The sequence below is a fragment of the Pseudoalteromonas luteoviolacea CPMOR-1 genome, assembly GCF_001625685.1.
Lineage (GTDB): Bacteria > Pseudomonadota > Gammaproteobacteria > Enterobacterales > Alteromonadaceae > Pseudoalteromonas > Pseudoalteromonas luteoviolacea_K.
On the sequence record NZ_AUYC01000035.1, the window covers coordinates 252,597 to 278,632 of the forward strand.

Below are 26,036 nucleotides of genomic sequence, written 5' to 3' on the forward strand. Positions count from 1 at the left end.
GATGAAATGTGAGGCATGCTGGTTACAAAAATGCATCCCCCACACGAGATTTCAACAATGACTTCAATGTGTCACTATAATTCCGACTCACTTTGAGCCGGATATCTCCCCCTAAATCCAACATCGATTCATTATTCTTTAGTGTGGTAAAACTTTTAACAAAATTCACATTGACCAAGGTGGATTTATGAATTCGTGCAAACGTCGCTTTATCTAACTCTTCACTGAGTCGCTTGAGTGTGATCCGCACAATATAGTTTTCTTTGTCGGTATGAATACACATGTAATCTCCAGCGGCATCGACCCACATAATGTCATCAACGCACAAGAACACTTGCTCATTATCATGATTCTTGATCAGTAATTCATGTCTTGGTTTTGCCGGAAAAGGTGTGCTTTCTTTATCTAACCACTCTTGTAACTGTGAAATACTTAGGCCTGATGATTCACCTAACGCTTTTAAAAGCTTTGCTTTCTCTTCACTCTTTTGAGCGCGAGATGATTCACTTAGAGAGCCTCGGATCCTGTCTACTGTTTTTTTAAGCCTGCCAAGATTCACAGGCTTCATCAGATAATCCAACGCGTTGAGTTCAAAAGCTTCTATCGCGTAGTCGCTATATGCACTAACAAATACAACCAGCGGCATCGTATCTGACTGCAACCCTTGAACCACTTCAAGTCCACTGAGTCCCGGCAGCCTTAAATCAATAAACAATACATCTGGCTGGTGTTCATGACACAAGCGAATTGCATCATCGCCGTCAAACCCTTCTCCTACTATCTGAATATCAGATATGTTCTCAAGTCTAAGCCTTAGCCCTTCTATTGCTAGAGGTTCATCATCCACCAATACCGCAGTAATCATATTTGTTTCCAATTCTTATTTTTCTATCACAAAGGGAATAACCAAAGTGACGCGTGTTTTTGTATTGCCATTCTCTACACCGAGCTCACAGGGTGTACCAAAAAAAGTTTCTAGGCGCTCTTTGGTATTACTTAACCCTATCCCAAACCCTTTTTCATTGGGCTTGTCTGAGGCTCCACCGTCGTTTTCGACCAAAATATTTAAATGACCATCTTGTTTGGTAACCCGAATATCGATTTGGTTTTGCTGCTTTCTCGCTTCAACCCCGTATTTAATCGCGTTCTCTACAATCGGTTGCAAAACCAAAGGAGGAATTTTGGCCTGTTTTGCCGTGTCATTGATGTCAAAGTTGACCTTCAGGCGTTCACCAAATCGTACCTTCTCAATACTCAAATACAAATTGAGCAGCTCAAGCTCTTTACCAAGGTGACTGGCATCTGATGTGTCATGTTGGAGCGATGCGCGGAAGAAATCACAGAGTTTGTCTAACATCTCTTGTGCCATATCATTCTCTTTTTTCATGATCAAAGTCGAGATGGCATTCATGGTGTTAAACATAAAGTGAGGATTTAGCTGATATCTTAACATTTGCAGCTGTGCATCTTTTGCCGCCGTTTGGGCTCTAAGCAACATTTCATGCTCTTTTTGCAAACGCGCGTTGTAGAGCATAATAAAAAATATCGCTGTCCACACAAACATGGTAGAAACCGAAAACAAAAACCATCCACCAAACTCAAGCATATTGAGCTCTTGATACCATACTTGGTTGTAAACAATGGTTTTGTATGAGGCCAGCTTAATAACATTAAACACTAAACCTAAAATAGCGGCGCTGACAAAGCTCGTTATTAAAGTGCGTTTAAGCGGCCAATGCACTATGCGCCTGATGATCGACCACTGTAAAAACGACAAAATAAAGCCAAAACCCACCTCAACCGCCAAATTCAATAATTGGCCCGTTAAGTTAAAGTCGCTGTCATCAAACTGTGGGTGAATAATCGAGATAAATACAACGACGGTGTAACCAAGCCAGCCTAAGATCTGTAAAGACCAAAATTGATGACTTTGCTTGGAAAAAGCCTGAAGTGAAATGGTTAATTCTGATTGGGTTGGCGCATTCATTATTATTGTACGATATAAACTTATCCTACTTGAGTATAAGCGCACATATCAGGGGAACCCAAATCAGCAACAAATATTATTGAGCATGCTCAAATTTATTCTTTGGGCAGAAAGCTAAATTATAATCTATTGAATTTAAGTAGATTTATAGAATGAATAAAAGGAATATGTGTTGAGGCATGCAAACAAAAACGCCCCCAGCCATATGACCGAGGGCGTTAAAAATCGATATTGCTTTTTAAAAGCTAGAGCAAATTAAGCTGATTGCTTACGCTGCGCTTCTTTTTGCGCTTGCTTTTGCTCTTTACGCTGACGCAGTGCTTCTTGCGCTTCGTGACCAATATGACCTTCACCACGCTCTTTTGCGAGCTCCATTTGCTTTTGGCGTTCTGCAAAGCGAGCTTTTTGCTCTTCAGTCACATTGTCGAAGCAGTGGTGGCAAGAAACCCCTTCCATGTACTGCTCTAATTGCATTTCTTCTTCAGTGATAGGCATGCGACATGCGTGACATTGCTCGTAAGAGCCTTTGTTTAGGTCATGATCAACCGCGACACGGTTATCAAATACGAAACACTCACCTTCCCACATTGTCTCTTCTTTTGGCACGTCTTCTAAATACTTAAGAATACCGCCTTCAAGGTGATAAACCTCTTCAAAGCCCTGCTCTTTCATGTAAGCAGTTGATTTTTCACAGCGAATACCACCAGTACAGAACATTGCTACTTTTTTGTTCTTCTTAGGATCTAGGTTTTTTTCAGCCCATTCAGGGAATTCGCGGAAAGTTTTAGTTTTTGGGTCAACCGCATTTTTGAACGTGCCAATTTCAATCTCGTAATCGTTACGTGTATCAACAAGTACTACTTCTGGGTCTGAGATAAGTGCATTCCAATCTTCAGGCTTAACATAAGTACCTACCACTTTTTTCGGGTCGATACCGTGTACACCCATGGTCACGATCTCTTTTTTCAACTTAACTTTAGTACGGTAGAACGGACATGTTTCGTCGTAAGATTCTTTGTAAACGATGTTGTCTAAACCTGGTTGTTTGTCTAACCATGCTAGTAATGCATCAATGCCTTCACGCTGCGCTGCAACGGTACCGTTAATACCTTCTTCTGCTAGAAGTAGCGTACCACGCACTTCATTTTCTTCCATTACTTGCAATAAAGGTTGGCGGATCTGCTCAAAGTTAGGCAGTGAAACGAACTTATACATTGCACAAACAACATAAGGTTTAGTCATAATAATTCTCTTTTATAAGCTTTAAAACAACCTACACTTAAACACGACGCATAGGCACAAACCGAATCGTAAATCCGGCGCTGAGGCGTGTATTTTACGGATTTATGAAACAAATGCAAAACACACATAATCAAGTGCTGAGTTTTTGTTCCAAGTGATTAAAACAAAAGCAAAAACAGTTTTAGCCCTATATTTATATAGTGCCTTTGTCTGGCACTTTGCTATAATGGCGCGTTTTTTAGAATAATGATTGGAGAAAGTAACTTTGAGATTTTCCGAACTCGGCCTTGACCTACGCTTTGAGAAGCAATTAGAACATCAAGGAATTAATGAGCCAACAGAGATCCAAGCTCATGCTATCCCTACCGCACTTGCAGGCCACGATGTTTTTGCCCAGTCAAAAACCGGTTCAGGAAAAACCTTGGCGTTTTTATTACCTGCTGTTCAGCGTGTAATGAAACAAAAAGCGCTGAGTAAACGCGACCCACGTGTACTCATTGTTGCTCCTACCCGTGAACTTGCTAACCAAGTATTTTCACAGTGCCGTCTATTAATCGCAGGTACTGCGATGACAGCCACTAAGGTACTCGGTGGCGAAAACTTTAATGATCAGGTTAAAGCGCTACGTAAAAACCCGCATTTTGTGATTGGCACACCGGGTCGTATTACTGACCACCTAGAACAGCAATCGCTTCGTTTGTCTGGCCTTGAGCTACTTATTTTTGATGAAGCAGACCGAATGCTTGATTTGGGCTTTGACAAGCAGCTTAATGCGATTAACAGCCAAGCAGACCACCGTCTTCGCCAAACCATGTTGTTCTCAGCAACTTTAGAGCACGCACAAGTTGAGATCACTGCCAAATCACTTTTAAAATCTCCAAAAAAGATTCTATTAAGTGGCAGTAACGAAAAACACGGCGACATTCAACAGGCGCTGTATTTCGCAGATCACCTTGATCACAAAGAAGCCTTACTTAAACACTTTGTACAACAAGACGAAGTTGGCCAGTGCATCATCTTTACAGCGACTCGCCAAGACACTACACGTTTAAGTGAGCTATTAAATGAGATGGACATCAAAGCAATTGGCCTTGCAGGTGATTTAGCGCAAAACAAGCGCCTAGATATCATGGATGCATTCAGCCGTGGCATTTATAAAGTGTTAGTGACTACCGATGTCGCTTCGCGCGGTCTTGACCTGTTGAACGTCACGCACGTAATCAACTTTGACCTGCCAAAACAAGCGGAAGAATACGTTCACCGTATCGGTCGTACAGGACGCGCAGGATTTAAAGGCACTGCTGCATCACTGGTTGGTCCAAAAGATTGGAAGAGCTACAAGGCGATTGCTCAGTACTTAAAAGAAGAACTGACTTTCCACACCGTAGAAGGCTTAGAAGGTAAGTTTAAAGGCTTTAAAGAAAAGCCGAAAAAGCCTGCTTATAAAGGCAAAAAGCCGCAAAAAGCGAACAAGCCAGAACAAAAACGTAAGTTTACTAAAAAGCCTAAAGCGCCGAAAAAACCGATTGCAGCACCATTTGATGTGGATGGTCATGCACCACTTCGCAGAAAACCAAAGCCAACTGAGGAGTAAACCATGCTAGGAACTAAGCAATTTTTAATGATTGAAGAGATCTGTGCAGAAGGCGCATACCTCGACGGCAAAGAACTTGGTGATGTATTTTTGCCTTTGGATGAAAAGCCTGAATATTTAGAAGAAGGCGATAACGTCGAAGTCTTTATTTATTCAGATAACCAGGGCCATGCCTGTGCAACAACCAAAGCTCCCATTGCACAAGTGGGTGAATTTGCCTTACTTCGTGTGAAGCAAATCAACAAAGTTGGTGCATTTATGGACTTAGGCATTGCAAAAGATGTACTTGCACCTTACAACGAGCAAAAGCCAAAAATGCGTGAAGGCTATAGCTACCTTGTAAAGCTTTACTTGGACAATGCCAGCAAGCGTTTATGTGCTTCAAGTAACCTCAATAAGTTTGTTAATAAAACACCTGCAAATTACGAGAAAAACCAAGAAGTCGACTTAATCGTGGCTGCTAAAACAGATCTTGGCTACAAAGTCGTTATCAACGAAACGCACTTCGGCATGGTGTTCTTTAATACCGTATTTAAGCGTATGTACATCGGCCAGCGTATGAAAGGCTTTATTAAGCAAGTACGTGAAGGCGACAAAATTGATGTCTTACTAGAGAAGCCAGGTATCGAGAAGATTTCAGGCCTTGGTGAGCAAATCCTTGCCAAGCTAGAGGAAAACAACGGCTTTTTACCTTTAGGTGACAAGTCAGACCCTCAGCTTATCAAGCAAGCTTTCTCAACCAGTAAAGCGAACTTTAAAAAAGCCATTGGTGGCTTATTTAAGCAAGGCAAGATTGATATTGAAGCGAACTCTATTTCACTTCGAAAATAGTCTTTTTGGTGACTTAAACTCAGTTTGAGTCACCTCTCCTTTTCATAGCGCTAGTGATTAACCAATTAAGCAGGATTTAAGCGGCCCGACATATCTATCTAAACCTCGTTTCGAACCATCCTTTAAGGCTCTACAATGCAAACCCTTCGATATATTCTGCTGCTATTTTATCGGCAAAATGAATGGGTAGAGCACCAGCAAGGTTTGTTAGCACAACTACAGACACGTTATCTTTTGGATAATACACCATGGTTACCGCGTTACCGCCGCTTGCACTGACCGCAGGGTGATTTTCTCTGTCTATCACTTGCCAACCAATGGCATAACCATTTTGTAATTTATCAAAGCCCCTGATAGTGCCATCATTAAGCACCACCGGCGTCCAAAGTCCATCCAAGTTTTTAGTCAGTTTCTTGTTTGTAAGCGCAATCAGATAATTGGCCAATTCTGTCGCTGTTGAATTCATACCTGCTGCGGTTCTCATCATGTATGAAAACTGACCCTGAATGTTGATAAAGCGCTTGTTTTGACCATCATAAACGTACTGCTGCGCCTGATCTTTAATCACTGGCGTCATATACTCAAAACCAGCGTCAGCGGTTAAAGTCATCTTAGCGCGTTTTAGCTGATGCTCTGTTATAAACTCAATAAAGTTACCATCAACGTATTTATCAATGATTTTACCGATTATCACATAACCCGTTTGGTTATAAGAAAATTGGCTATTCACTTCAGACGCCATAGGTAATGTTTGCACTTTATCCCAAGACGCTTTTGGGTTGCCTCTCACAATTAAGTCTATATTGTGCCCGCTTAAAATCCTTGGTAAACCAGAGGTGTGGGCCATCAGGTGTTTAATTTTAATCTTTTGCCACGCTTTTGGTAAATTAGGTAAATGCTTGCCTATTTCATCATCAATTGACAATATACCTTGCTCCTCCAATTGCATTAAGGCAACCCCGGTGAAGGCTTTTGTCATTGAATTTATCGAAAAGATAGAGCTATTTTTAACTGGTACGTCATGTTGTAAGCTAGCCACACCATAGCTTTGGGCTTTTATTATTTTATTGTTCTTCACCACTGCAAGTTGCAACCCAGGAATATTGCGTTTTTCCATGGTATTTTTTATGAGGTCGTCTACGGAATTAGCGTATGCAGACAATGTCGTGCCAGCAATTATTGTGTAGAGTGTGGCAAATCTGGCCGATTTTAAAACCGATGTCATCATCCGTATGTTGTCCTTGTTTTTAATACATATTCACAAGGAGGATACAACAAATAACATATTACAGTAAGTGAAGTGTGCCTATTTATTCCATAAATAAGAATAAATTAGTGCAAACGACCATACCCTTAATTTAGAATGGCCGTTTTTTGTGCATTATTAATCGCAACAACGTCAAGCTACTTGCTTTTATTTTGCAATGTCTCAATCTCTTTCCAGATAGCCTCAGCTTCAGCTGTTAACATAGCATAGCCTTTAATGTCTCCATTTCTTTGCGCATGCATACCTTGTTCAAGCTTTTTGTCGTAAATCTTTCTGAGTTTTTTTACTGGGTCAGGTTTTAAAAATCCAAACATACCTTTATCTCGTGTTAGCCTTTTCTCACTAAACGAATTGAGTAACGGTATGGATCAGTTGTGCTTTTTAATTCCCTGAGATAGTTAAATTAAACTACTGCGTTTCTGACCAGACAGCGAATTCATTACCGCTTGGCTCAATAAAATGAAAACGACACCCTCCAGGGAATTCAAAAATAGGCTTTACAACTTCACCGCCATTTTCAACTACCTTTGCCTGTGTTGCCTTAATATCACGACTATAAAATACCAATAGCGCACCACCACTTACAACCTGACTGGACATATCAGCTTTATAAAAACCACCATCTAACCCTTGGTTTGAAAAGGCAGTGTATTCGGGGCCATAATCGACGAACTCCCAACCAAAAACCTGAGTAAAGAAAGCTTTTGTCGCTTGCAAATCATTTGCAGCAAACTCAACATAATTGAGTTTTTCATGTTGATCCATGATTGTTTTCCCCCAAATTTGACTAATTTTTTTAGTGATAATTACGACAAACTTGTGTCATTAGTTACCCGTGCCCGGCCTTTTTTCTTTTGGGAGTTGATCTCCACCACTGCCACCAGATACACGCTTTAACAGAACATCACATGTGATCACTTTAAATATATTTTTTATCATTTCACGCTCCTTAATTATTAATACAACAGCTTGTGAGATTATCAAACCTCAGCGTTAACATGCCACCACTTCGGCTTTTTTGATATATAAGAATGTGAAGTTACCCTAAGTGTGACTCTATTAGGTGAATCAAAAGTGCCAAGCACCAAAGCAACCACTGAGTCATCATCTATCGCTCCTAACGTGCGACCACACACATCACAAAAGTTGCGAGATAAATAGTCAAAAGAGCGCCAAGTTTTCGGCATACCGCCCGGTCCAAACCAGTTAACATCTTGTTTATCAAATTCCACCCATACTTGAGTTAATGAACCACTATGACGTTGACACATTTTACACGAGCAAATGTGTGGATTGCGTGCTTCCTCTGATGCAACAAATCGAATGCTTCCGCACAAACACCCGCCGTTATACTCCCTAGCCTCGAAATAATTCCTTATTGTTGTGTAGACGAATAATACAAATGAAATAAAAACAAACACTTACATCAATTCCAAAAAGTTGCTATGAGCTGTGAGTAAAGAGAAGTTGGAAAGGTGTTGCTGCTTATTACCGTCAGTCACATTTATGTCGCCACCGCTTTTTTTATTGCTCTACCCAATACTTGTTTGAACAACTCTCCGATGAGTGCGTTGTAGACTTTCAGCGCACAATTATACAATCATAACCCATTGTTTTTATTATAAAGTATGCAGCAGGCTATAACACTAAATCTACTTAAAATCTGTTGGTGTGATGTCTGAATATTTGAACAAAAGTTTACAGAAATCGTACTGCAACGATGATAAAAAAACAGTACAAATTTCAAACAGCCACTCTACATTTTTACTTAAATAATAAGGAAGATTTTATGCATGTACTCATAGCTATATTACTCTCGGTATTCAGTTTTACAGTATTCGCCAACTACGAGCCATTCACTTACAAACACGAGCCAATAGCACATACGTTCAGCCCAAATATACTGGCTGAAAGCAAAAACGTTTGGGTTGCGCTGCCGACTGGCTACCATGCTCCTGAAAATAAAAATAAACGCTACCCTGTGGTATACATAACAGATGGTGCGGTGTATCAATTTATTACCGCCGAAAGTATGTGGTTTGCAAACATGGTTGGCTATATTCCGCAAGCTATTTTAGTGGCAATTGACACGGTAGAGCATAGAGCGCGAGACTTAACGCCCTCGGTACCCAACGACGGCCACAGCACGGACCTAACAACCGGAAAAAGTGCGATTTTTCAGGATTTTATTAAACAAGAAGTCGTTTCTTTTATAGATCAAAACTACCGAACTAATGACTTTCGGGTTCTTGCTGGTCACTCATTAGGTGGACTATTTACCATGACAGCGGTACTTAACCCAGAAATTCAAGACACCTTTAAGTCGTATATCGCACTCGACCCGTCCATGTGGTGGGACAATGCAGCAACCGTAAACCAGTTAGAGCAGTCATTCGGCCTATTAAATAGCAAAGCATTTAATATTTATGTTGCAGCTGCCCACAATCAAAACGATGCTGCGAATGATACAGCAGACTATCTGGCTCACATTCAAGCCATCGCCAGAACCGGACACATGCTTTATGCATCCAACAAGACGACTGGGACTTATGATGTTTTCCAAGATGAAACTCATATGTCTATGTTACATCAAGGTCTTTATAAAGGATTAAGAGCAGCTTTTAAGTGTTATCCGACAGCTTGCGACAAGTCAATTCAGACAAATAATTAGTGCCAACAAGCAATAGGCATTCTCTTTTATGCCTGTAAGCTTGATGCATAGCATAGAAGCTTTAGTCACTTTTGATTTAGCTTCTCTGCGCCTGTGTTTTTTAAGTGCATCGAACCACTCCAAATAAACCAATATAAAGCAAACAACAACAGTTTCCTATCATAAGTTACGCTCATGTCATATCTCGTTCCCCGTCGCAACTTAATGTCTCGACTCCCAATACCCGCAGGTTACGTTAATTATGCTAACAATGAAAAAACTAACACTGAATTGTTTTATATCTCGATACGTTATTGAAGGCTTCAAGGTCATACAGCAATTTGTGCCGCAACTGCACGTGCCTTAATATAAGCAACTCGAAGCGTCGGCATATTCAATGAGCACGCTCACTTGGTGTGAATTTCGTTCAATATCCCTTAAATTACTACCCGCCTTCTCTTAAGCTTGTTTAGCATATAGATAAAAAGTTGCTATATAGACACTTTTAATTACTTACCCTGAATTCACTATAACTTCATGTATTTTATTCAGTAATTTTAATTCCACAGCTAATTTAAACTAACAAAAAACCTAAAAAAGAACCTCGCTATAAAATATATTGTATACAATTTATTTTCATTGATGTAAGTTAAGAAACGTTTATTACATGTAAACACGCATTACTCTAATAAAAAAACACCCTAAATAACTGAAACATAACAACTAAACCACAATCAAGAGGAATGGTAACTATACCTTTTGTTAACTTTTACAGAAATCAGATAAGCAATAAACCCAGAAGTTAGCAACAAAACTAGATGACAGGAGAACAACATGTATTTGTCTAACTGGACGCGTTTGTCGTCAGCTAAACATTCTAAAAAGCTTAACTACATCACCGCTGCACTACTTTGCGTATCTGCAAGCTCATTCGCAGGTAAGGGAGTACCAGATAATATACTACATGCAGCTTTAGCCACTCAACATACACATAAACACGCAGGAGAAATCTGTGGTACCGACCAAAACAGTCAAAACTGGTCAGCAATTCAAAAAGAAAGCGCACAGCAAGCAAAGTTAAGCACCAGCTTTTCATCTCAAATATTGACTACCCTCGCCGCGCAAGACAACTTCGCTGCGCAAAATGGCAATGGCGTTGCTGGTCGATATTACATACCTGTTGTCGTACACATCTACGGGGACAGGTACAACTGTGACACAGGGACTTACTGCCTTACGGAGCAGAAAGTGATTGATGGACTCAACAAATCTAATCAAGACTTTTTAGGACTCATCACAGATGATGGCCCTATTGCCCCAGAATTCCAAGCAATACGAAAAAACCTGAATATTGAATTTGTGCTAGCCAAAACAGACCCAAATGGGCAGCCAACGACAGGGATTGTCCGTTACCCAGAAAAGGCGGGCTATGGCAAAGGCAGCGGCGTTGATGAGCAAATCGCTGCTGATGCATGGGATAACTTTAAGTATATGAATATCTATGTTCAGCAAGACTTGTACGATGATGGTAAAACTAATAATTCAGGTGTTGCCTGGTACCCGCAATTGAGCATGTCACAAAATGGGCTTTCCCGTGTTGTCTATAATGGCGACTACATTGGTGCCAATACCAATGAAAATTTTCGCTCCGTATTAACCCATGAATTTGGCCATTGGTTGAACTTACCGCATACGTTCGATGGCGGATGTACTATTCACTCTGAGGCATTTTGTAACGCGACTGGAGATGGCACCTGTGACACCCCACAGATGAGTAGCAGTATATTGCAAGACAATGCAAAAAATTGTCTAGGGCAAGCCACCAATACCGAAAACTTCATGCACTACTCCGATAATTATGCGATGTTTACCAAGGATCAAGTCGATCGTATGACCGCTGCGCTCCACGGTCCAGCCCGCGCGACACTATGGTCTAACGCCAACCTCATTGCTACTGGTTTGGGAGAATACACCAGTAATGCTGATCATCCTTGGGATGGCACATCAGGCGCCGTCGTTCCACCTAAAGGAGAAGTGCTCCAATCATTTACTAACCTATCCGGTGCAAAAGGCGAAATAGATAACTTCGAGATTCAGGTACCTGAAGGCACTCAAGCTGTCGCTTTTTATCTTGACGGATACGACGAAGATCCTGATATGTATGTGTCAAAAGGCAAAGCGCCTATTAAAACGGGCGATAATTGGGAGGCGGATTTCATCTCTTTTAGAAGTGCGGGCTCTCCTGAGCTAGTTACTTTGTCAGCGCCATCGAGTGTTGAAAGCTATCACACCGCCATCGATGCTTATAGTGCTTATTCCAACGCGACATTGAGTATTATTGCTGGTGCTGATAATACGCTGTGCTCAGGGTGCGAGCGTGTTTTTTTAGCTGAAGTTAAAGACTTGAAGTCAGCCAAAGGCGCTGAACCTAAAACCTATCAATATGACATCCCAGCTGATGCTGTGCGCACGGTAGCAGTCATCACGGGCGGATATCAGGGTGATCCTGATTTATACGCTAGCATGAATCAAGTCCCAACCAAAGAAACCTTTGATTGTGGGCCCTTTAGTGCACCGAGGCTGAGTGAATACTGCGAATTATCTGCAGGTGGTGGCACACTCAACCTCTTAATTGACCCATTCTTAGAATACAGTGACGCGTCTCTTGTTGTTTATTATGAAAGAGCATCAGACTCCGATTTGCCGGTCGCACAGGCAAATGGTCCCTACTCTGGCTTACTTGACAACCCAATCAGCTTTAGTAGCGCAGGATCATTTGATGCAAATGGCAATATCACAGCTTATTTATGGGAGTTTGGAGATGGTAACACATCAACAGAAGCAAACCCGACGCATGCCTACCATAGTGCTAATACGTTCTCAGTTAAATTAACCGTGACCGATAATGACGGTAACACCGCAAGTGATATTGCAACCGCTGTAGTTAGAGCACAAAACCTTGCACCGATAGCTGTTGCGAACGGTCCATATACTGGTGAAGCTGGCAAAGATATTCAATTCAGTAGTGCAAATTCATCTGATCCAGATGGCAATATTGCCAGTTACCTCTGGCAATTCGGTGACGGCCAATCAAGTACTGAAGCAAACCCTGTTCACAGCTATACAGAAGCTGGAGATTACACAGCAACCTTAACTGTCACCGATAAAGATGGTCTAAACCATAGCGCCCAAGCGAGCGTTAGCGTAAACAGCATCAGCTATTGCGAAGCAACAGGTAACACTAGGTATGAATGGATAGCCAAAGTGCAATCAGGCGCATTTAGCAACGCTTCACAAGCTAACGGCTATAGCGATTTTACCTCACAAGTCATTGAGCTAACTGAAGGTGACAATCAGTTTACCTTAACCCCAGGTGGTAACTACACAGAGCATTGGGTTGCGTGGATAGACTTTAATGAAAACGGACTGTTTGAGCAATCAGAGCAGGTACTAAATAACCTATCAGGCAAAGGCACTGTCACTGGCACTGCCACCATTGCGAGCGGCAATGTTGGTAAATCTGTTCGAATGCGTATCGCTATGAAATATAATGGTGAAGCCAACTCGGCTTGTGGCAATATCGGCGATGGCGAAGTTGAAGACTATACAGTAACTATTAAACCAAATGACGTAATACAGCCAATTCCCAATGCTTGTGCAACGCAATCGCCGATTTCTGGTGGTCGGTTAGAGGCCGGAAAAGCGGCGTGCCTTGGCGGAGATGGCGCACTTTGGTTAAGTATTGGCGGTGTCGATTCAGCACGTAACGTCGCCATTACTACCGCACATGGCCAGAGTAACTTACATATCTTATATAAAAATGGCGGATGGCCAAGTGATGATGATAAGGATGCTGAGTCTAACTCAGGCACCACGTCTGAATGCATCACAATTCCTGCTGGCAATCAATATTGGTCCTATTTAAAAGTTTCTGGTGATACACAAGGCACCAGTATTATCGTCGACTTTGATAGCGAGCAATGCAGACTGCCATAGGCCAATTATTTCAACCTTTACACCAAAAGCATCAACCTCTGAGTTGGTGCTTTTTATCTCCCGTCGATTTTTAGATGATTTTGGTACTTGAACTATACTCTAAGTTCGTGACCAACCACCCTTAGTCGATACGTATGTCTTATTCAACTCGTCATGACACAATTTGCCTTCCGATAACATTCATTAATGAATTGTCGAGGTCGAATGATTTGCATGAGACATTAACTTTAATTTCAAATTGGCTTCCACAAATTATTGAGTCAGATAGAGCGAGTGTATGCTTGAACAATGGTTCGGAAGAAACATTGGAGGTGTTCGCTTTGTTCGGTAACAACGCCATAGAAGCAAACACCATTTTACCCATAAGCAGCACAATGGTTGGTCGAGTGTATTCAAATAAGCAACTGGAAATAAATAATAATCTTGCACAAAGCAAAGACCTAGATTGCCAAATTTTACACAAAGGCGGTCTAGGGTCGTGTATTGATGCGCCGCTACAACACTCAGGGACCTGCTTTGGCACGCTAAATTTAGGCAGTATCGAGTCCGATGTTTATAAACCAGAAGATGGTGCCCAGCTCGAATGCATTGCCAATTGGCTAGCCAATTATATTCACGCTCAAATGGAAATCACAGAGCACAAAAAACGTGCAGAGACAGACCCACTCACCAAAGCAAACAATAGGCACTGCCTTAATACCGTTGGCAATGAACTACTAAAACTCTGGGAGACGGATAAAAAGCCCTTTTCTATGATCATGATAGATATTGATCACTTTAAATTATTGAACGATAACTATGGCCACCATGTTGGCGATCAGGTGCTGGTGACCTTTAGCAAAGTCATTAATCAGGTCATTCGTAAGTCAGAACACTTTATGCGTATCGGCGGCGATGAGTTCATTATTTTACTAGAGGGTAACGCAGAGCTTGCAACAAAACTTGCTGAACGTATTAAGGTCGCAATCAAAGACATGGCCGTTAAACATAACGAAGACAACCTCATCATTACGGTGAGCTGTGGTGTAACCTCGGTGCAAAATCAAGACAGCTCTTTAGAATGCCTGTATAACCGAGCTGATAAAGCACTGTATCAATCTAAGAAAAACGGTCGAAATCAAACCACAGTAATTTAAACGTGGCTTGTTTGAGTCCGTTGAACCCACCTCATCATTCCTACTCCCGCTGCTTTTTTGAGTCTGAATCAACGGCTTTAGCAATACTATTAGTACTACCAATAATGGCACTGCCGCTACCAAGTGAGGTCGTAGATACTGTTGAAGTCACTTCTTTGGTTATGTCTCTCGTATAACTATTGATAAAAGTATCTCCTCGCATATGTGATGCAACTGTTTGAGTTGTAGTGACTGGACTCAAAATGTTTGTTAGCGTAGTTTGCAACAAATTCCTTAAACCACTGACAATGGATGCCAATAAAATTAAACACAATGGCATTGATAACATCATTACAGAAAACTTCATCAGACCATCTTTAAGTCTATGTTCCATTATGTTACCTGAATAACCCAACACCGTTATAAAAAATATGCCCGCCAAAGCATACTTGCCGTAGTCTAATTCAATATAATAATGATAAAGATATAAAGTTGCCCATACACTGACACTAAGCCACGCTTGGGTTTGAAGTGATTTGAAAATATCCCATAATGATTTGAGTTGATAGAGGGTATAGACAATGAGTATTGGTAATAAAATTGGGAATGCCATACAAACCGCTAATAGCACTAACGATAGCACCACGCCCTTTAACATCTGCTTCAACTTTTTCTCTGAATATATGTAGTAAGCAAAATACATAAAAGATAGCAACAAAGTGGCTGCGATTGTAATAAAGAAGGCTTGCTCTCCTTTTCCTGTAAAATAAAAAAGAGCAGAAAATATGCCAACATAAACCAGTGCCCTTGCTCCCTCAATTTCTGATTTATCTTGTTTCTCTTCAGCAACTTTCTTATTTGAGGCCACAACGTCTTGGTCACTAAATTGTGTCTGTGCGTTTAGTGAAGTTTTACTATCATTGTTACTCACACAAGAGACATGCGGTTGCGTATCAAGTTGATGAATTGTTGTGTTTTGAGGAGTGAGCTCGGTAGGTTGTTGAGCCGCCTTTCCTTTTAACTTTTCGACTTTACACTCTGTGTAAATACCTGCAGATTTGAGCTTTTTTTGTATTAGCTCTGCTTTCTCACGTTCTAGATTCTTTTTAATGGCATACGCCCGACCATCAAAGAGTAAATGCGCTTTGGATTCTGGTAATTTTAAAAACCGAGCCAGCGCTTTGCCGATTTTAATTTGGTCCTTCTCTGGCGCAATTTTACCTCTAAATATAATTTTATAGGTACTCATACTTATCCTTAGTCGTTCCTTGTAGTGACGGTATCAAAATCACGCTTTGCTGAACATATATTTTTAACTAGTACAATCGCTTCTGCTGTCTTAGGTGAGTTTTTTTGGATTCTATTAAGAGACGATTGATACATATACTATCTTTATTAAGCACCGAAGCTTCTGTTGTTCTCCCATTAGAATCGACTCTTTCAGATAGTAAACATGACTCTAGTATAATCAGAACACAGCCACAAAGTCTGACCTCTCAGTCACTCCTCACGTCTATCTCTCAAAGCTCCGGTACAGCTTTCGATATACGTGGGCTTGGCAAATCGTGTAATTATTTGTAATAGATAAAACCAGTGGAGTGGCTATAGTTTTATTTCTTTTGACAAGAGCAAACGCTTAATCTTTGGTTCATTCCATGGCAATCATTGCCGGGCCAAAGCATTGAGCTAATATTTTTAAGTAAGGATATTTTATGCCAAAGTACTACGTTTATCCGGCCATAGGTATTGCTCGTGTGGGCAATTCGGAATCAAAATTTTTTGTCGGCCCCGAGGTACCCCATCAAGAAGTGAATCCAAATTATACCGGAGATAATTTTGGTAGTTGCTATGAAGCAGGCAGTTTGCAAAATTTACCCGGTTCATCATTAGACTTTAAGGATGCTGAGGGCAAGGTTAAGCGTCAAGCAGCACGTTTTAGAATATTTGAAGTAAGTGACTGTGGGAATAATGTTAGGGAAATCACTGACAAAGACGCCAAAATTGAGTGGCGTGTCAACTTGGCTAACCGAAAGTCAATCAATTATCAGTTTGAAAATGCCATGGATCTAGGCAAGTTATCCAAAGACTGTAAGCTGCGTAATGACTTCATAACAAATTTAGATGAACGAAAAAAGAAGCTACTCATTAAGCCCAGCCAATGCAAGATTCAAGGGTGTAATCAGTCAGATAAACCAGCCTATCAGTTCAATGATGGAACCTTTTTTGCGGGCACAAGCTACGAAACTCAAGTATATTTGGGTGAGCTAAGAACAGACAGTGAAGGTCGTTTACTGGTATTAGGTGGGCTTGGACACTCGGCCAGCTACAATAATAGCCCCATTACTACTTTTGCCAATAACGAGACCTGGCACGATGACATCAGTGATGGTACTGTCCGTGCAACAGTAACGATAAACGATAAGCCAATTGAGGCTGAGCCTGCCATGGTAGCTGTTACCCCGCCGAACTTTGCACCGGGTATGCCAGGTGTGATCACCATGTATGACGTAGTGAGTGACTTGCTCTTAGACGCTAATACTAAAACTGAATTTTACCGCGACATTTACCCTATCCTGTCAAGCTTAGTTGAAAACCAAGGCGTGAACGAAGGCTATTTTATGGCTTTTGGCGATTATTCTCCTGCCAACTTCACTCAGCCGGACATATTAGAAAAGCTTGAGTCTAATTCAGAACAATATAAATCGTTTAGAACTGCCGTATTTGACTTATTTCGAGTTACACCTGACATAACTGCGACGCGCAGAGCTGAGAAAGTTGAACAGTTACTGCAAGATCCAGCAGTTCAAGATGTAAATAAGCAAGTATTAGAGCCTATTTTTGTCGAGGCTGTAAAGCAAACGCAAACGGCGGTTCAAGCAGATAAGCTACCACCAATATTCGGCGATGGTTATGGGGATTATGCGGACTCCCCACTGATAGGCCTCAGTTTAACCAACACCCAATATAAGCATTTAAAAAACTGGGCTGATGGTAAGTTTGAAAAAGGAGAAAACCCCAGAGAGGCGACAATCAACTCAAGCTGTACCATCACAGATCCGCTACAGGTGATCAATGACCAAAATAATTGGCCGCATACTTTAACCAAAACCAACCTGCAACAATGTTTGGGCGGTCCATTCCATCCTGGCATTGAATTGACTTGGTTTTTACGCCGTAAATCAATGTGGAATACAGCGGATCCGTTCGACCCTATGCGTCTTAATATTGTTGAATGTGACGATGATGTGCAAGATTACTATGGTCCAATTTTAACACCTGAGGTTGCACTCAAGGATATGTTTAATGTCAGTGGCCCTGGAACGTTAACCCGATTTATGGGCGTACCATGGCAATCTGATGAAGGCAGCTGTCAATCGAACGAAAGTTATGATCCTGCTCAATACTTACCAACAATGACATTCTGGTCTGCACGAGTCCCCAATCAGGTACTGAGTCAACGCTCGTTCGAGCAACTGCAAAACGAGGCAATAGGACTTGGACAAAGAGCGAAAAGTTACAGTTATAGACAAGACTGGCTGCGCTTTTTAAGAGAAGGTGGTGAAAAGGCACGTGTAAATATGGTGAAGTATTGGGACAAAATAGGCATCGTAGTGAAAACGCCAACCACGGCTCTAAAAGCTGATCACAACAATGTCGACCACATTTGGGTAGAATCTCAAGTAAATGAGCGCTTTTTAGCGAATGATACAAGCTATCGTCAACTACTTAATCTAGAAAACTTGGCACACTTTGAAGGTAATGACCTCATGCTAGGTGAAAATGCAGTGACAAATGAACAACTCGACCTGCTAGATAAAGAAGACGAGCAAGCCTGTGAGCAGGGCCTTACCCGAAGAAAAATCACGATACGACAAGATCAAAACTAACCATGCAAAGTCTACATTACAACGTAGCTATCATTGGTGCAGGTGTTGCGGGTTTAACCGCAGCACTTGTGCTGGCTAAGCAAGGATTAAAAGTGGCTGTTTTTGACAGCCAGGGCCCAGAAAAACGGAGTTTTGGTGAGTGTGTTCACGGCAATATTGCACCAATTTTGGCGAAATTAAACTTACTGGAACAGTTCGAGCAAACAGGCCACTTCGCTTTACAAGGGTATCAGATCGAATGGGATGGCGCCGGAGAATATGAACGTCACCTACTCGCTAGCCCGCATGGCACAGGATGGATTTTAAATCGCTCTGCTTTTGATAAAACGCTGTTTTTGCAAGCCCAGCAAGCAGGTGCTGAGATATTCTGGCATGCCAGATTACACCACCTCAAATTGCAAGGCGAAAAATGGGATTTAGTTATAAAGCACGATGATGGCACACATTCATCAGTCACTGCCAATTTTGCAATCGACGCATCTGGACGTGCGAGAGTATTAACCCGTAAACTCGGGGTTTTTGAAAAGAAAGCCGATACATTGATTGCGTGTTGTAGTTATTTTCAGCATTCAGCTAAACATTCTATGTTTGCAAAAAAAGCAATCATTCAAAGTGATCAGTATGGCTGGTGGTATTTGGTTCCTTTTTCGTCTAGTCAATCCAGTTTATGCTATTTCACTGATACTGATTTATCGATCCCTAAATCTGCTGATGCGTTACTAGAAATGGCGAATACACATTCTGCATTAACCCAATATCTAACGGCCTGTGAACCAGACAAAACGACTCCGTTTAAAATTGTACCGGCATATTCATCCAGCCTTGCGAGTTATTTTGGTAAAAGATGGTTAGCGCTCGGAGATGCTGCTTGTAGTTATGACCCATTGTCATCATATGGAGTGACATCGGCATTGGGTAGCGCATTTTATGGAGCAAGCGCATTACTTAAATATTTTAATAATGAGCCTCAATATTTAGGTGTGTATCAGCAGTTAATGCAAGCTCGCTTTTTAGATTTCTTAGAACAAAAAGATATTGAGTACAGTAAGGTATCACACTATCAATCTGCTTTTTGGCAAAGAAGAAAAGTAGCTTAATTTAGCTACTTGGTAGGTTGTCATTGAATTGGTACAAAACATGGATGTGAAGGGCTATTTAAATTCGTTATGTTCGCACCTACTCTAAAACAACACTCCCTAAATCAGCAAGGGTGTCATGACGTTGATACCCTATCAATCCAAACCCTACCCCGTCATTCTGACTTGATTCAGGATCCAAAGTTCAATTCGCACTTACATTGGTAATTTCTATTGAGGTTATAAATTAGGTTAGAGATTGACGAAACATCACTATTTTATACAGATTTAGGTCTGGGATGATTATATTTACACAATCGCCCAACCAGAAGTCAAATTAGCTTCAAAACCAACAAGTCCACAGCCTGTAACCACTAAAATCAGAGCCGCATACCAAGTGAACTTAATATCTGAACTTGCCTTCATCAGCGCCTTATTCTTTAGTTTGACACACTCATTGCCGAAAATTATCGGGTAAAAATCATCAAGTTGAGCCTCATAAAACGCTTGAAAAGATGGCTTCCCCCAAGAAATCCAGTTTGCTTTTTCCTGCTTTAACCAAGCTCGATAAAAAACCTTACAAAAATAATAATTCAAAGCGATAACAGCCGCGAGTATCCCTAAAATACTGACAGCGATGATATCAAACATATTGAGCACCGATTAAGTCGTTCTGATACAAGGGTAATGCAGAAAACAATCAAACGCTAAAAACCAAGCTATGCACTACCCAAATTCAACCAACCCTCTTCGGTGCTCAAGTGACTTACCCGTTGCTTTATCTTCTCCGAATAAAAACGCGTGCCTGACGCATCGTGATATACAGTGATAGTACTTGGTATCCACCAAGCTAACTTGTCTCTTCCTGGCTATTGCCATAAAAAAAGCCATCCATACTTTAACATTCACTAAGGTATAGATGACTTTTTGAGCTAACCCCACATTAAGATGGGTGTCATGTTTATTTTGTTAATATAGTTTCCGGAGCAAGTCCGGAATGACATAGAAGTAAAATGGTAGAGCATGCTTTAAAACAATATGTCCTAAATTAACATAGGTGTTATGATGTTGATTCCGTATTGATAATACACCTAACCTCTAAATTATCGTCCTGCATATGGTTTAACATATTGAACCCTGAAACAAGCTCAGGTTGACGTAGATGGGTATAGTAAAAAGCTTTGTGTTGAACAGAGCTTCAGAGCACTTTCTTTCATCATGTCAAAGACAAAGGAACTCGCTGCACCCGCTGTCACAAAGGCTTTTCACCATACACTTTATAGCGCGTCATCCTGAACTTGCTTCAGGATCCATGTGTTTTGAAGCTAATATATGACTCTGGCAGCTAGCCAGAATGACATAATGGTAATTAAAAAGGCCCTACCCTAAATTAAAACGGTTGTTATGCTTAGTTTCTCAAGTTAGAACATTCTATATTTTTATAACCCTACCGCGAGTTCAGCTTCTCCCATTAACATTTCACATTTATTGATAGGCTCTTTTCTTACGCCATCCCTAATCATAATCCCTTGAATTTTTCCATGCTCATTAAAGTTAACAACTAAATATTTATACTTTGGCATTTTATTATTAATAACTTTCAAGGTCATTTCATGTGGATTAATAGTTTGATCTACCACATAAGACAGTAATTCTTTGGAAGAAAATAGAATATCCGGAAAAACAAAAACTCCTTTCGCCATATTATATATAAACTCGCCATCACTATCATTAGGGTAAAAATCTTTATACCCACTAGCCAAGTTATCTAAATCCCACATTGAAAAAAGTTTATCTGCATTCCCAGAAACATGTAAGTTATCAATGTAATATAAGTAGTTATTATACTTCTTCAAATATTCATCAGAACACACATCGTCGCCTTGAGCACAGGCCGATTGAGCAATGACCAACATAAGAGTTATCAAAGGCCATTTATAACCACATACCATTATTTTTTCTCTTTTTATTATAAACAACCATAAAGCGTTAAGCATTACACAATATCAACAAGGCATACTGATATTTTATTACCTCAAGCGCAGACACCATTGAGTGGTTAACCATTCAGAATTTAAACTCTAAAGTTCTAGTAAAATACGCTCTTTATCAAACACCTGTGCAAAACCACCGACTTTCACCTCACTCACCTGCCCGCTGTCAAATTGAATAGACGCAGAGATTTCGGATGCGCATTTCATAGCACGGCCTTGCTCAAATAGAAAATCAATGGTCGTGCCTGAGTCAGTATTGGTATGCTTCGTTAAATAACATGCAAGGGCGCCACTGGCGCTACCCGTTGCAGACTCTTCTGGGATCCCAAAAAGTGGTGCGAAATTCCTACAACTGGCGGTGTAATTTGACTTTGAGTCACTCAATTCAAATACATGTGCTCCGACCAAGTTATGCTGTTTGCAAAATGCACTCATCAAGTCTTCGTTGAGCTTAACTTTATCAAGGTAGCCCATTGGTACAGGCACAATCATATCCGCAAGCCCTGTACTGACCACCTCAATGGGTAGTCTTGCGGCCGCCAATACCTCAGTATCCAACCCAATTAATGGCGATACGGCTTGATAAGAAAAACTGCCCAAAAACTCAGGTAAACGTTGTTGCATGACGACTTTTCCATTGCCCTCAATATACACTTCGAGTATACCGGCCTTGGTTCTTTGCACATATTTTCCAACGTTAATGATGCCCTGCTCAAACATCACTGAAAACGCAGCCAATGTTGCATGTCCGCAGAAGTCGACCTCTTCGGTCGTTGTATAAAAAGTCAGCTCAAAATCCACCTCTTCATCACGGGTCACAAAAGCTGTTTCTGAAAAGCCCACAGTTTGAGCAATGTGAAGTTTTTCAGCTTCGGATAAGTGCTCAGCATTCAATACAACACCAGCGGGATTGCCGCCCGAACCATCCAACACAAATGAATTGACCAAATACGTTTCAACTTGTTCCAATCTAAACCTCTCCAAGATTTATAGTTATGATTTTATTTAATTTTATAAAGCTATCGCGCTCATTATTTTACGCCGTATGTATTTTTAGCATTTTTAATTTGTTCGGCTTCGGTGATGTTTGGGAAGAGTTTGTAGCTGGGCGCCACAATGGGCTTTACTTTATTCACCACAATATGAATAACGCCTGCAACGGGATACTTTTCTCCTGTTATAGGTTCTATTTCTTTAAATAATAAAGGGAAGTTACTATCACTTCTAGCGACATGACTGGCTGTACCATAAAGCCCAAAGCCCTTTTGCGTAAACACATCCACACAGCTCACGCACACATTATCGTTATATTTTATGTTGCGAACACTGTTTGCAGATGCAATATTCGCGATGAGCAATTCACTGTCTTTATAACTAACAAACACTTCTTTAGGTGAAACACTTGGACACCCCTCTTTGTCAACCGTTGCCAACCAGCATAATACGCTCTGTTGAATTGATGACTTAACTTCTTCTGTAAACATGCTCATTCCTTTTAATAAAAACGTGCTAGGCGTTAAATATAAACAACTTACCTTACGATTTGTCCTGTTCTGATATAAATGCAAGCAAAGCAGGTCTGACAACACTCAAAATAAATACAATTAAAATAATCGCTGCCATGGTCAGTCTCATCACCTCAATAAACCAAGGTTGCTCCCATAACTCGGCTTCAGCTTGCGCACGTGAGTTTTGCTCTAAAAATGCCTGATAAGCCTCATCTAAGTCACTGTGTTTGATGATTTTTGGATAATTAATGACTATGCCCACTTTTGCCAAAGAGATACGTGCGTGCTCGGTTTTTGCTTGGTCAACATACAGCATGTGGTTTTTAACGTCGGCATAATATGCGATGCGCTCTTGGTCGAGGATATCCGAAATAAGTACTGCGTCGACTAAACGCATATCCTGCACAAGTGGCCTAAATATTGGGTTGTCTTGCCTTGCCCATGCAATAATGAACACAGCAAATATGATAGATGATACTAGTACAAGTAAAAGCTTATTGTGTCTTGTGATGTTCAGCATTTAGTTACTCTATTGTTATTATTATTCTTATTAGAAGGCTTACTTATTTAAAGCTGCCATAAGCCTTGCTCATTTCCACCTAAAATATATATCGCAAATTGCCCTTTACCTGGTATTTCCATCGGCGACATTGCTATTTCAGCGCCTTGCTTTTGCACTTTACAGACAGCTTCATCAATATCATCCACCAGCCAATATGGGCGAACCACAGATGCTTCTGTCTCTCTAAGTGGCGCTCGAACACCCAATAAACTGCCATCATCAAGCTTGCACGTTTTTGCACCACCAAGCAGAGGTTCTGCTTCAGAGAAAGTTTTTTGATATATTTTTTCGTATGCTTGCACCACAGTCTCGACATCCGTAGTTACAATCTCTAAGTAATGTAATTTCATTACACCTCCTCCAAGAAATTTTGACTTGAGTATTTATGACAAGTTTAGATAAAGCCTCAGCATATCTTTATGTTGAATGCCATTTTCAAAGATAGGTTCAGAATACGTTTGCAAAAAATGGTTTTTAGCAACAGACTCAACTCGGAACCCTAACCTCTGATAGTACGTTAATTGATAACCAAATGACCCTGTGCCTAGCTCTACTCTTGTCATGCCTTTAGATTTCAGCTCTTTTAATACATAGCGCAACAAGTTTGTGCCAATCCCTAAACCTTGGCGACTTGGCTCTATAGATATGTTGTCAATTTCAGCTAAGCCGCTCACCCTTTGTGTTACCACACATATGCCGATAATTTGCTTGTCATCCATCGCAACAAAACACCATGCGTCCTGTAAGTAAGACAAAACATTTTCTCTACTTGGGTCTGCCTCAAGAAGCAATTCAATAGGTACATCCGTGTTGTTTACTTCCATGTAAGTCATTTTTAGCCTTTCTTAACTTTACTTTGTTCTTCTTCAAGCATTTTCTTTTGCTTTTCTTTCACCCCCAGCCAACTACCGCCTTGTTCAATCGTTGAAACTCGTTGTTCATACTTTTTGACGGCACGATTGAATATAGAGTGCATGTCGATACCTGATTCTTTTTCAAGGGCCAAGATGATGTTTAAGTAATTCCATAAAATATCTCCCAACTCGTCTTCTAAATGACAAATTCTTTGTTTTGGGATCTCCTCTAATACTTCAGCTAATTCATCTTTTAAAGCAGATAAATAGGTCTCAGAGCCTGAGTACCAACTGTTAGTTTGATCATAAACATATTTACGTTTGGCAATATCTAACAAACTTTTTAAATCTCGCATATCTCTCTCAAAACAGACCTTTAACGTTAAGCGTATGATATTTATGGTTGAAAAGCGATACTGCCTCTCTCAAATTTCGCAACAATACTACACAGGTAGTATTAAGAGAAAACATCATGCCTACCAATTAAAGTACCCGTATTAAAAACAATGGTAATTTTATCTGTTTTGGGTAAAATGGGCGAAATTTAAACCAATAAGGAGATATTAACCGGACTAAAAAACCATGTTTGCCACATTCTCGATCACTCGACTTGTCGCCTATTATCTGCTCTCAGCCTTGCTAGTAATCATTCCCGCAGCCATTATTGTGATTTTAACGGACGACATACACAGTATATTTTTTGGCTTATCCGAGCTGCAAGGGGAAGAAATGCTCAATGTGCTTTGCGATATACTTTTGCTTGCTTTAATTGTGCGCTTTATTAAACCCAAGCATAGACGCTTAATGTTTATGAGTACCATCCCGAAGCCAAAATTTGTCCACTTAATCGTTTTAACCTTTGCTATGTTATGTGTATCGATTGCTTGGCTAGACATTATGCAACTATACACAGAAGCAGATTTGAACCTTGTTGATTCAAGAGAGCTGGATCCCACCATTTCGGCTCAAGACAGCGGTTTCTCTTTTTATATGGGTTTACTGTTTATTGCAATGGTCATCGTTGCACCTATTTTAGAGGAGCTGATGTTTAGAGGGATCCTGCTTGATAGATTGAGTTTAAAACTCTCTCCTCTGTGGGCTATTGCAATTACCTCATTGATATTTGGCTTGTTGCATCATGATTACGTTGGCAACATCATTTTTGGCATCGTTTTGTGCTTGATCAGGTTAAGGTATAGAACGCTTTTTGCGCCCATATTTATCCATATGCTTAACAACTTAATCGCCTTTTTACTTATCTTTTCCTCTTACTTTTTCGATCTTAGCCAATACCCGTTTACCTCTATCTTTGTTGGCCCAGCAAGCTATGAACAGATTGCCATATTACTGCTGTGGTCATCGATAGTGATTGGCCCATATTGTTATCATGAGATCTTAAAAACACCGAATAGCCGATTCAAAAAAAGTCGGCAGTGAAGAACTTCTGTAGGTCATCGCAACGACAACACAATG

24 protein-coding genes are annotated in these 26,036 nt (G+C 40.6%); 8 read left to right on the forward strand and 16 right to left on the reverse strand.

Annotated elements, in window-relative coordinates:
* Positions 1-22 precede the first annotated feature (22 nt).
* The 3 genes from N473_RS15710 to N473_RS15720 all read right to left on the reverse strand — a co-directional run bounded on the left by N473_RS15710 (position 23) and on the right by N473_RS15720 (position 3,229).
* Positions 23-865 carry a LytR/AlgR family response regulator transcription factor gene (locus tag N473_RS15710; protein WP_063368737.1) on the reverse strand — a complete coding sequence of 281 codons (843 nt, stop codon included), beginning with the start codon at positions 863-865 and terminating at the stop codon, positions 23-25.
* Between the two features lie 15 nt (positions 866-880).
* Positions 881-1,987 (reverse strand): sensor histidine kinase, encoded by a 1,107-nt coding sequence (locus N473_RS15715; protein WP_063368738.1) that lies wholly within the window; start codon positions 1,985-1,987, stop codon positions 881-883.
* A gap of 255 nt (positions 1,988-2,242) precedes the next feature.
* A complete protein-coding gene (locus tag N473_RS15720; protein ID WP_039608899.1) occupies positions 2,243-3,229 on the reverse strand; it encodes a rhodanese-related sulfurtransferase in 987 nt (328 codons plus the stop codon).
* 265 nt (positions 3,230-3,494) lie between these two features.
* Here N473_RS15720 and N473_RS15725 point away from each other — a divergent pair, with 265 nt between their 5' ends.
* Together N473_RS15725 and N473_RS15730 are read left to right on the forward strand one after the other, a co-directional pair.
* On the forward strand, positions 3,495-4,823 hold the full coding sequence (locus N473_RS15725) for a DEAD/DEAH box helicase (protein ID WP_063368739.1): 1,329 nt from the start codon (positions 3,495-3,497) through the stop codon (positions 4,821-4,823).
* 3 nt (positions 4,824-4,826) lie between these two features.
* A complete protein-coding gene (locus tag N473_RS15730; protein WP_063368740.1) occupies positions 4,827-5,654 on the forward strand; it encodes a S1 RNA-binding domain-containing protein in 828 nt (275 codons plus the stop codon).
* Between the two features lie 130 nt (positions 5,655-5,784).
* Here the strand turns inward: N473_RS15730 and N473_RS15735 are convergent, their stop codons facing one another.
* The 4 genes from N473_RS15735 to N473_RS15745 all read right to left on the reverse strand — a co-directional run bounded on the left by N473_RS15735 (position 5,785) and on the right by N473_RS15745 (position 8,342).
* Positions 5,785-6,882: a serine hydrolase domain-containing protein gene (locus tag N473_RS15735; protein ID WP_063368741.1), complete on the reverse strand. Its 1,098-nt coding sequence runs from the start codon at positions 6,880-6,882 to the stop codon at positions 5,785-5,787.
* Between the two features lie 176 nt (positions 6,883-7,058).
* Positions 7,059-7,235 carry a DUF6435 family protein gene (locus tag N473_RS26280; RefSeq protein ID WP_155735627.1) on the reverse strand — a complete coding sequence of 59 codons (177 nt, stop codon included), beginning with the start codon at positions 7,233-7,235 and terminating at the stop codon, positions 7,059-7,061.
* A 94-nt stretch (positions 7,236-7,329) separates the two neighbouring features.
* A complete protein-coding gene (locus N473_RS15740; protein WP_063368742.1) occupies positions 7,330-7,686 on the reverse strand; it encodes a VOC family protein in 357 nt (118 codons plus the stop codon).
* Positions 7,687-7,901: 215 nt separating this feature from the next.
* Positions 7,902-8,342, reverse strand: coding sequence for a GFA family protein (locus N473_RS15745; protein ID WP_269202349.1), 441 nt, complete (start codon positions 8,340-8,342; stop codon positions 7,902-7,904).
* 368 nt (positions 8,343-8,710) lie between these two features.
* On the opposite strand from N473_RS15745, the gene N473_RS15750 reads away from it, so the two are divergent.
* The 3 genes from N473_RS15750 (at position 8,711) to N473_RS15760 (ending at position 14,703) form a co-directional block, all read left to right on the forward strand.
* Positions 8,711-9,592: an alpha/beta hydrolase gene (locus N473_RS15750; RefSeq protein ID WP_063368743.1), complete on the forward strand. Its 882-nt coding sequence runs from the start codon at positions 8,711-8,713 to the stop codon at positions 9,590-9,592.
* 813 nt (positions 9,593-10,405) lie between these two features.
* Positions 10,406-13,567 (forward strand): M43 family zinc metalloprotease, encoded by a 3,162-nt coding sequence (locus N473_RS15755; RefSeq protein WP_063368744.1) that lies wholly within the window; start codon positions 10,406-10,408, stop codon positions 13,565-13,567.
* A gap of 134 nt (positions 13,568-13,701) precedes the next feature.
* On the forward strand, positions 13,702-14,703 hold the full coding sequence (locus N473_RS15760; protein WP_081221216.1) for a sensor domain-containing diguanylate cyclase: 1,002 nt from the start codon (positions 13,702-13,704) through the stop codon (positions 14,701-14,703).
* Positions 14,704-14,743: 40 nt separating this feature from the next.
* On the opposite strand, the gene N473_RS15765 is transcribed toward N473_RS15760, so the two are convergent.
* Positions 14,744-15,931, reverse strand: coding sequence for a hypothetical protein (locus tag N473_RS15765; protein WP_063368746.1), 1,188 nt, complete (start codon positions 15,929-15,931; stop codon positions 14,744-14,746).
* 463 nt (positions 15,932-16,394) lie between these two features.
* Between N473_RS15765 and N473_RS15770 the strand changes: the two genes are divergently transcribed.
* Both N473_RS15770 and N473_RS15775 read left to right on the forward strand, forming a co-directional pair.
* The gene (locus N473_RS15770; protein WP_063368747.1) at positions 16,395-18,569 is read left to right on the forward strand and encodes a LodA/GoxA family CTQ-dependent oxidase; all 2,175 of its coding nucleotides are present in this window, start codon (positions 16,395-16,397) and stop codon (positions 18,567-18,569) included.
* A 2-nt stretch (positions 18,570-18,571) separates the two neighbouring features.
* Complete coding sequence (locus N473_RS15775) at positions 18,572-19,666, forward strand: NAD(P)/FAD-dependent oxidoreductase (protein ID WP_063368748.1); 1,095 nt, start codon at positions 18,572-18,574, stop codon at positions 19,664-19,666.
* A 288-nt stretch (positions 19,667-19,954) separates the two neighbouring features.
* On the opposite strand, the gene N473_RS15780 is transcribed toward N473_RS15775, so the two are convergent.
* The 8 genes from N473_RS15780 to N473_RS15815 form a co-directional block, all read right to left on the reverse strand.
* Positions 19,955-20,296 (reverse strand): hypothetical protein, encoded by a 342-nt coding sequence (locus N473_RS15780; RefSeq protein ID WP_063368749.1) that lies wholly within the window; start codon positions 20,294-20,296, stop codon positions 19,955-19,957.
* A 788-nt stretch (positions 20,297-21,084) separates the two neighbouring features.
* Positions 21,085-21,642 (reverse strand): hypothetical protein, encoded by a 558-nt coding sequence (locus N473_RS15785; RefSeq protein WP_155735629.1) that lies wholly within the window; start codon positions 21,640-21,642, stop codon positions 21,085-21,087.
* A gap of 84 nt (positions 21,643-21,726) precedes the next feature.
* On the reverse strand, positions 21,727-22,608 hold the full coding sequence (locus N473_RS15790; RefSeq protein WP_063368751.1) for a PhzF family phenazine biosynthesis protein: 882 nt from the start codon (positions 22,606-22,608) through the stop codon (positions 21,727-21,729).
* 62 nt (positions 22,609-22,670) lie between these two features.
* The gene (locus N473_RS15795; RefSeq protein ID WP_063368752.1) at positions 22,671-23,123 is read right to left on the reverse strand and encodes a pyridoxamine 5'-phosphate oxidase family protein; all 453 of its coding nucleotides are present in this window, start codon (positions 23,121-23,123) and stop codon (positions 22,671-22,673) included.
* 52 nt (positions 23,124-23,175) lie between these two features.
* Positions 23,176-23,667: a hypothetical protein gene (locus N473_RS15800; RefSeq protein WP_063368753.1), complete on the reverse strand. Its 492-nt coding sequence runs from the start codon at positions 23,665-23,667 to the stop codon at positions 23,176-23,178.
* Between the two features lie 47 nt (positions 23,668-23,714).
* A complete protein-coding gene (locus N473_RS15805) occupies positions 23,715-24,059 on the reverse strand; it encodes a VOC family protein (RefSeq protein ID WP_063368754.1) in 345 nt (114 codons plus the stop codon).
* A gap of 33 nt (positions 24,060-24,092) precedes the next feature.
* Positions 24,093-24,542: a GNAT family N-acetyltransferase gene (locus N473_RS15810; protein ID WP_063368755.1), complete on the reverse strand. Its 450-nt coding sequence runs from the start codon at positions 24,540-24,542 to the stop codon at positions 24,093-24,095.
* 2 nt (positions 24,543-24,544) lie between these two features.
* Entirely contained in the window at positions 24,545-24,919 is a 375-nt protein-coding gene (locus tag N473_RS15815; RefSeq protein ID WP_063368756.1) for a MazG nucleotide pyrophosphohydrolase domain-containing protein, read from the reverse strand.
* A gap of 226 nt (positions 24,920-25,145) precedes the next feature.
* On the opposite strand from N473_RS15815, the gene N473_RS15820 reads away from it, so the two are divergent.
* A complete protein-coding gene (locus N473_RS15820) occupies positions 25,146-26,000 on the forward strand; it encodes a CPBP family intramembrane glutamic endopeptidase (RefSeq protein WP_063368757.1) in 855 nt (284 codons plus the stop codon).
* Positions 26,001-26,036 lie beyond the last annotated feature (36 nt).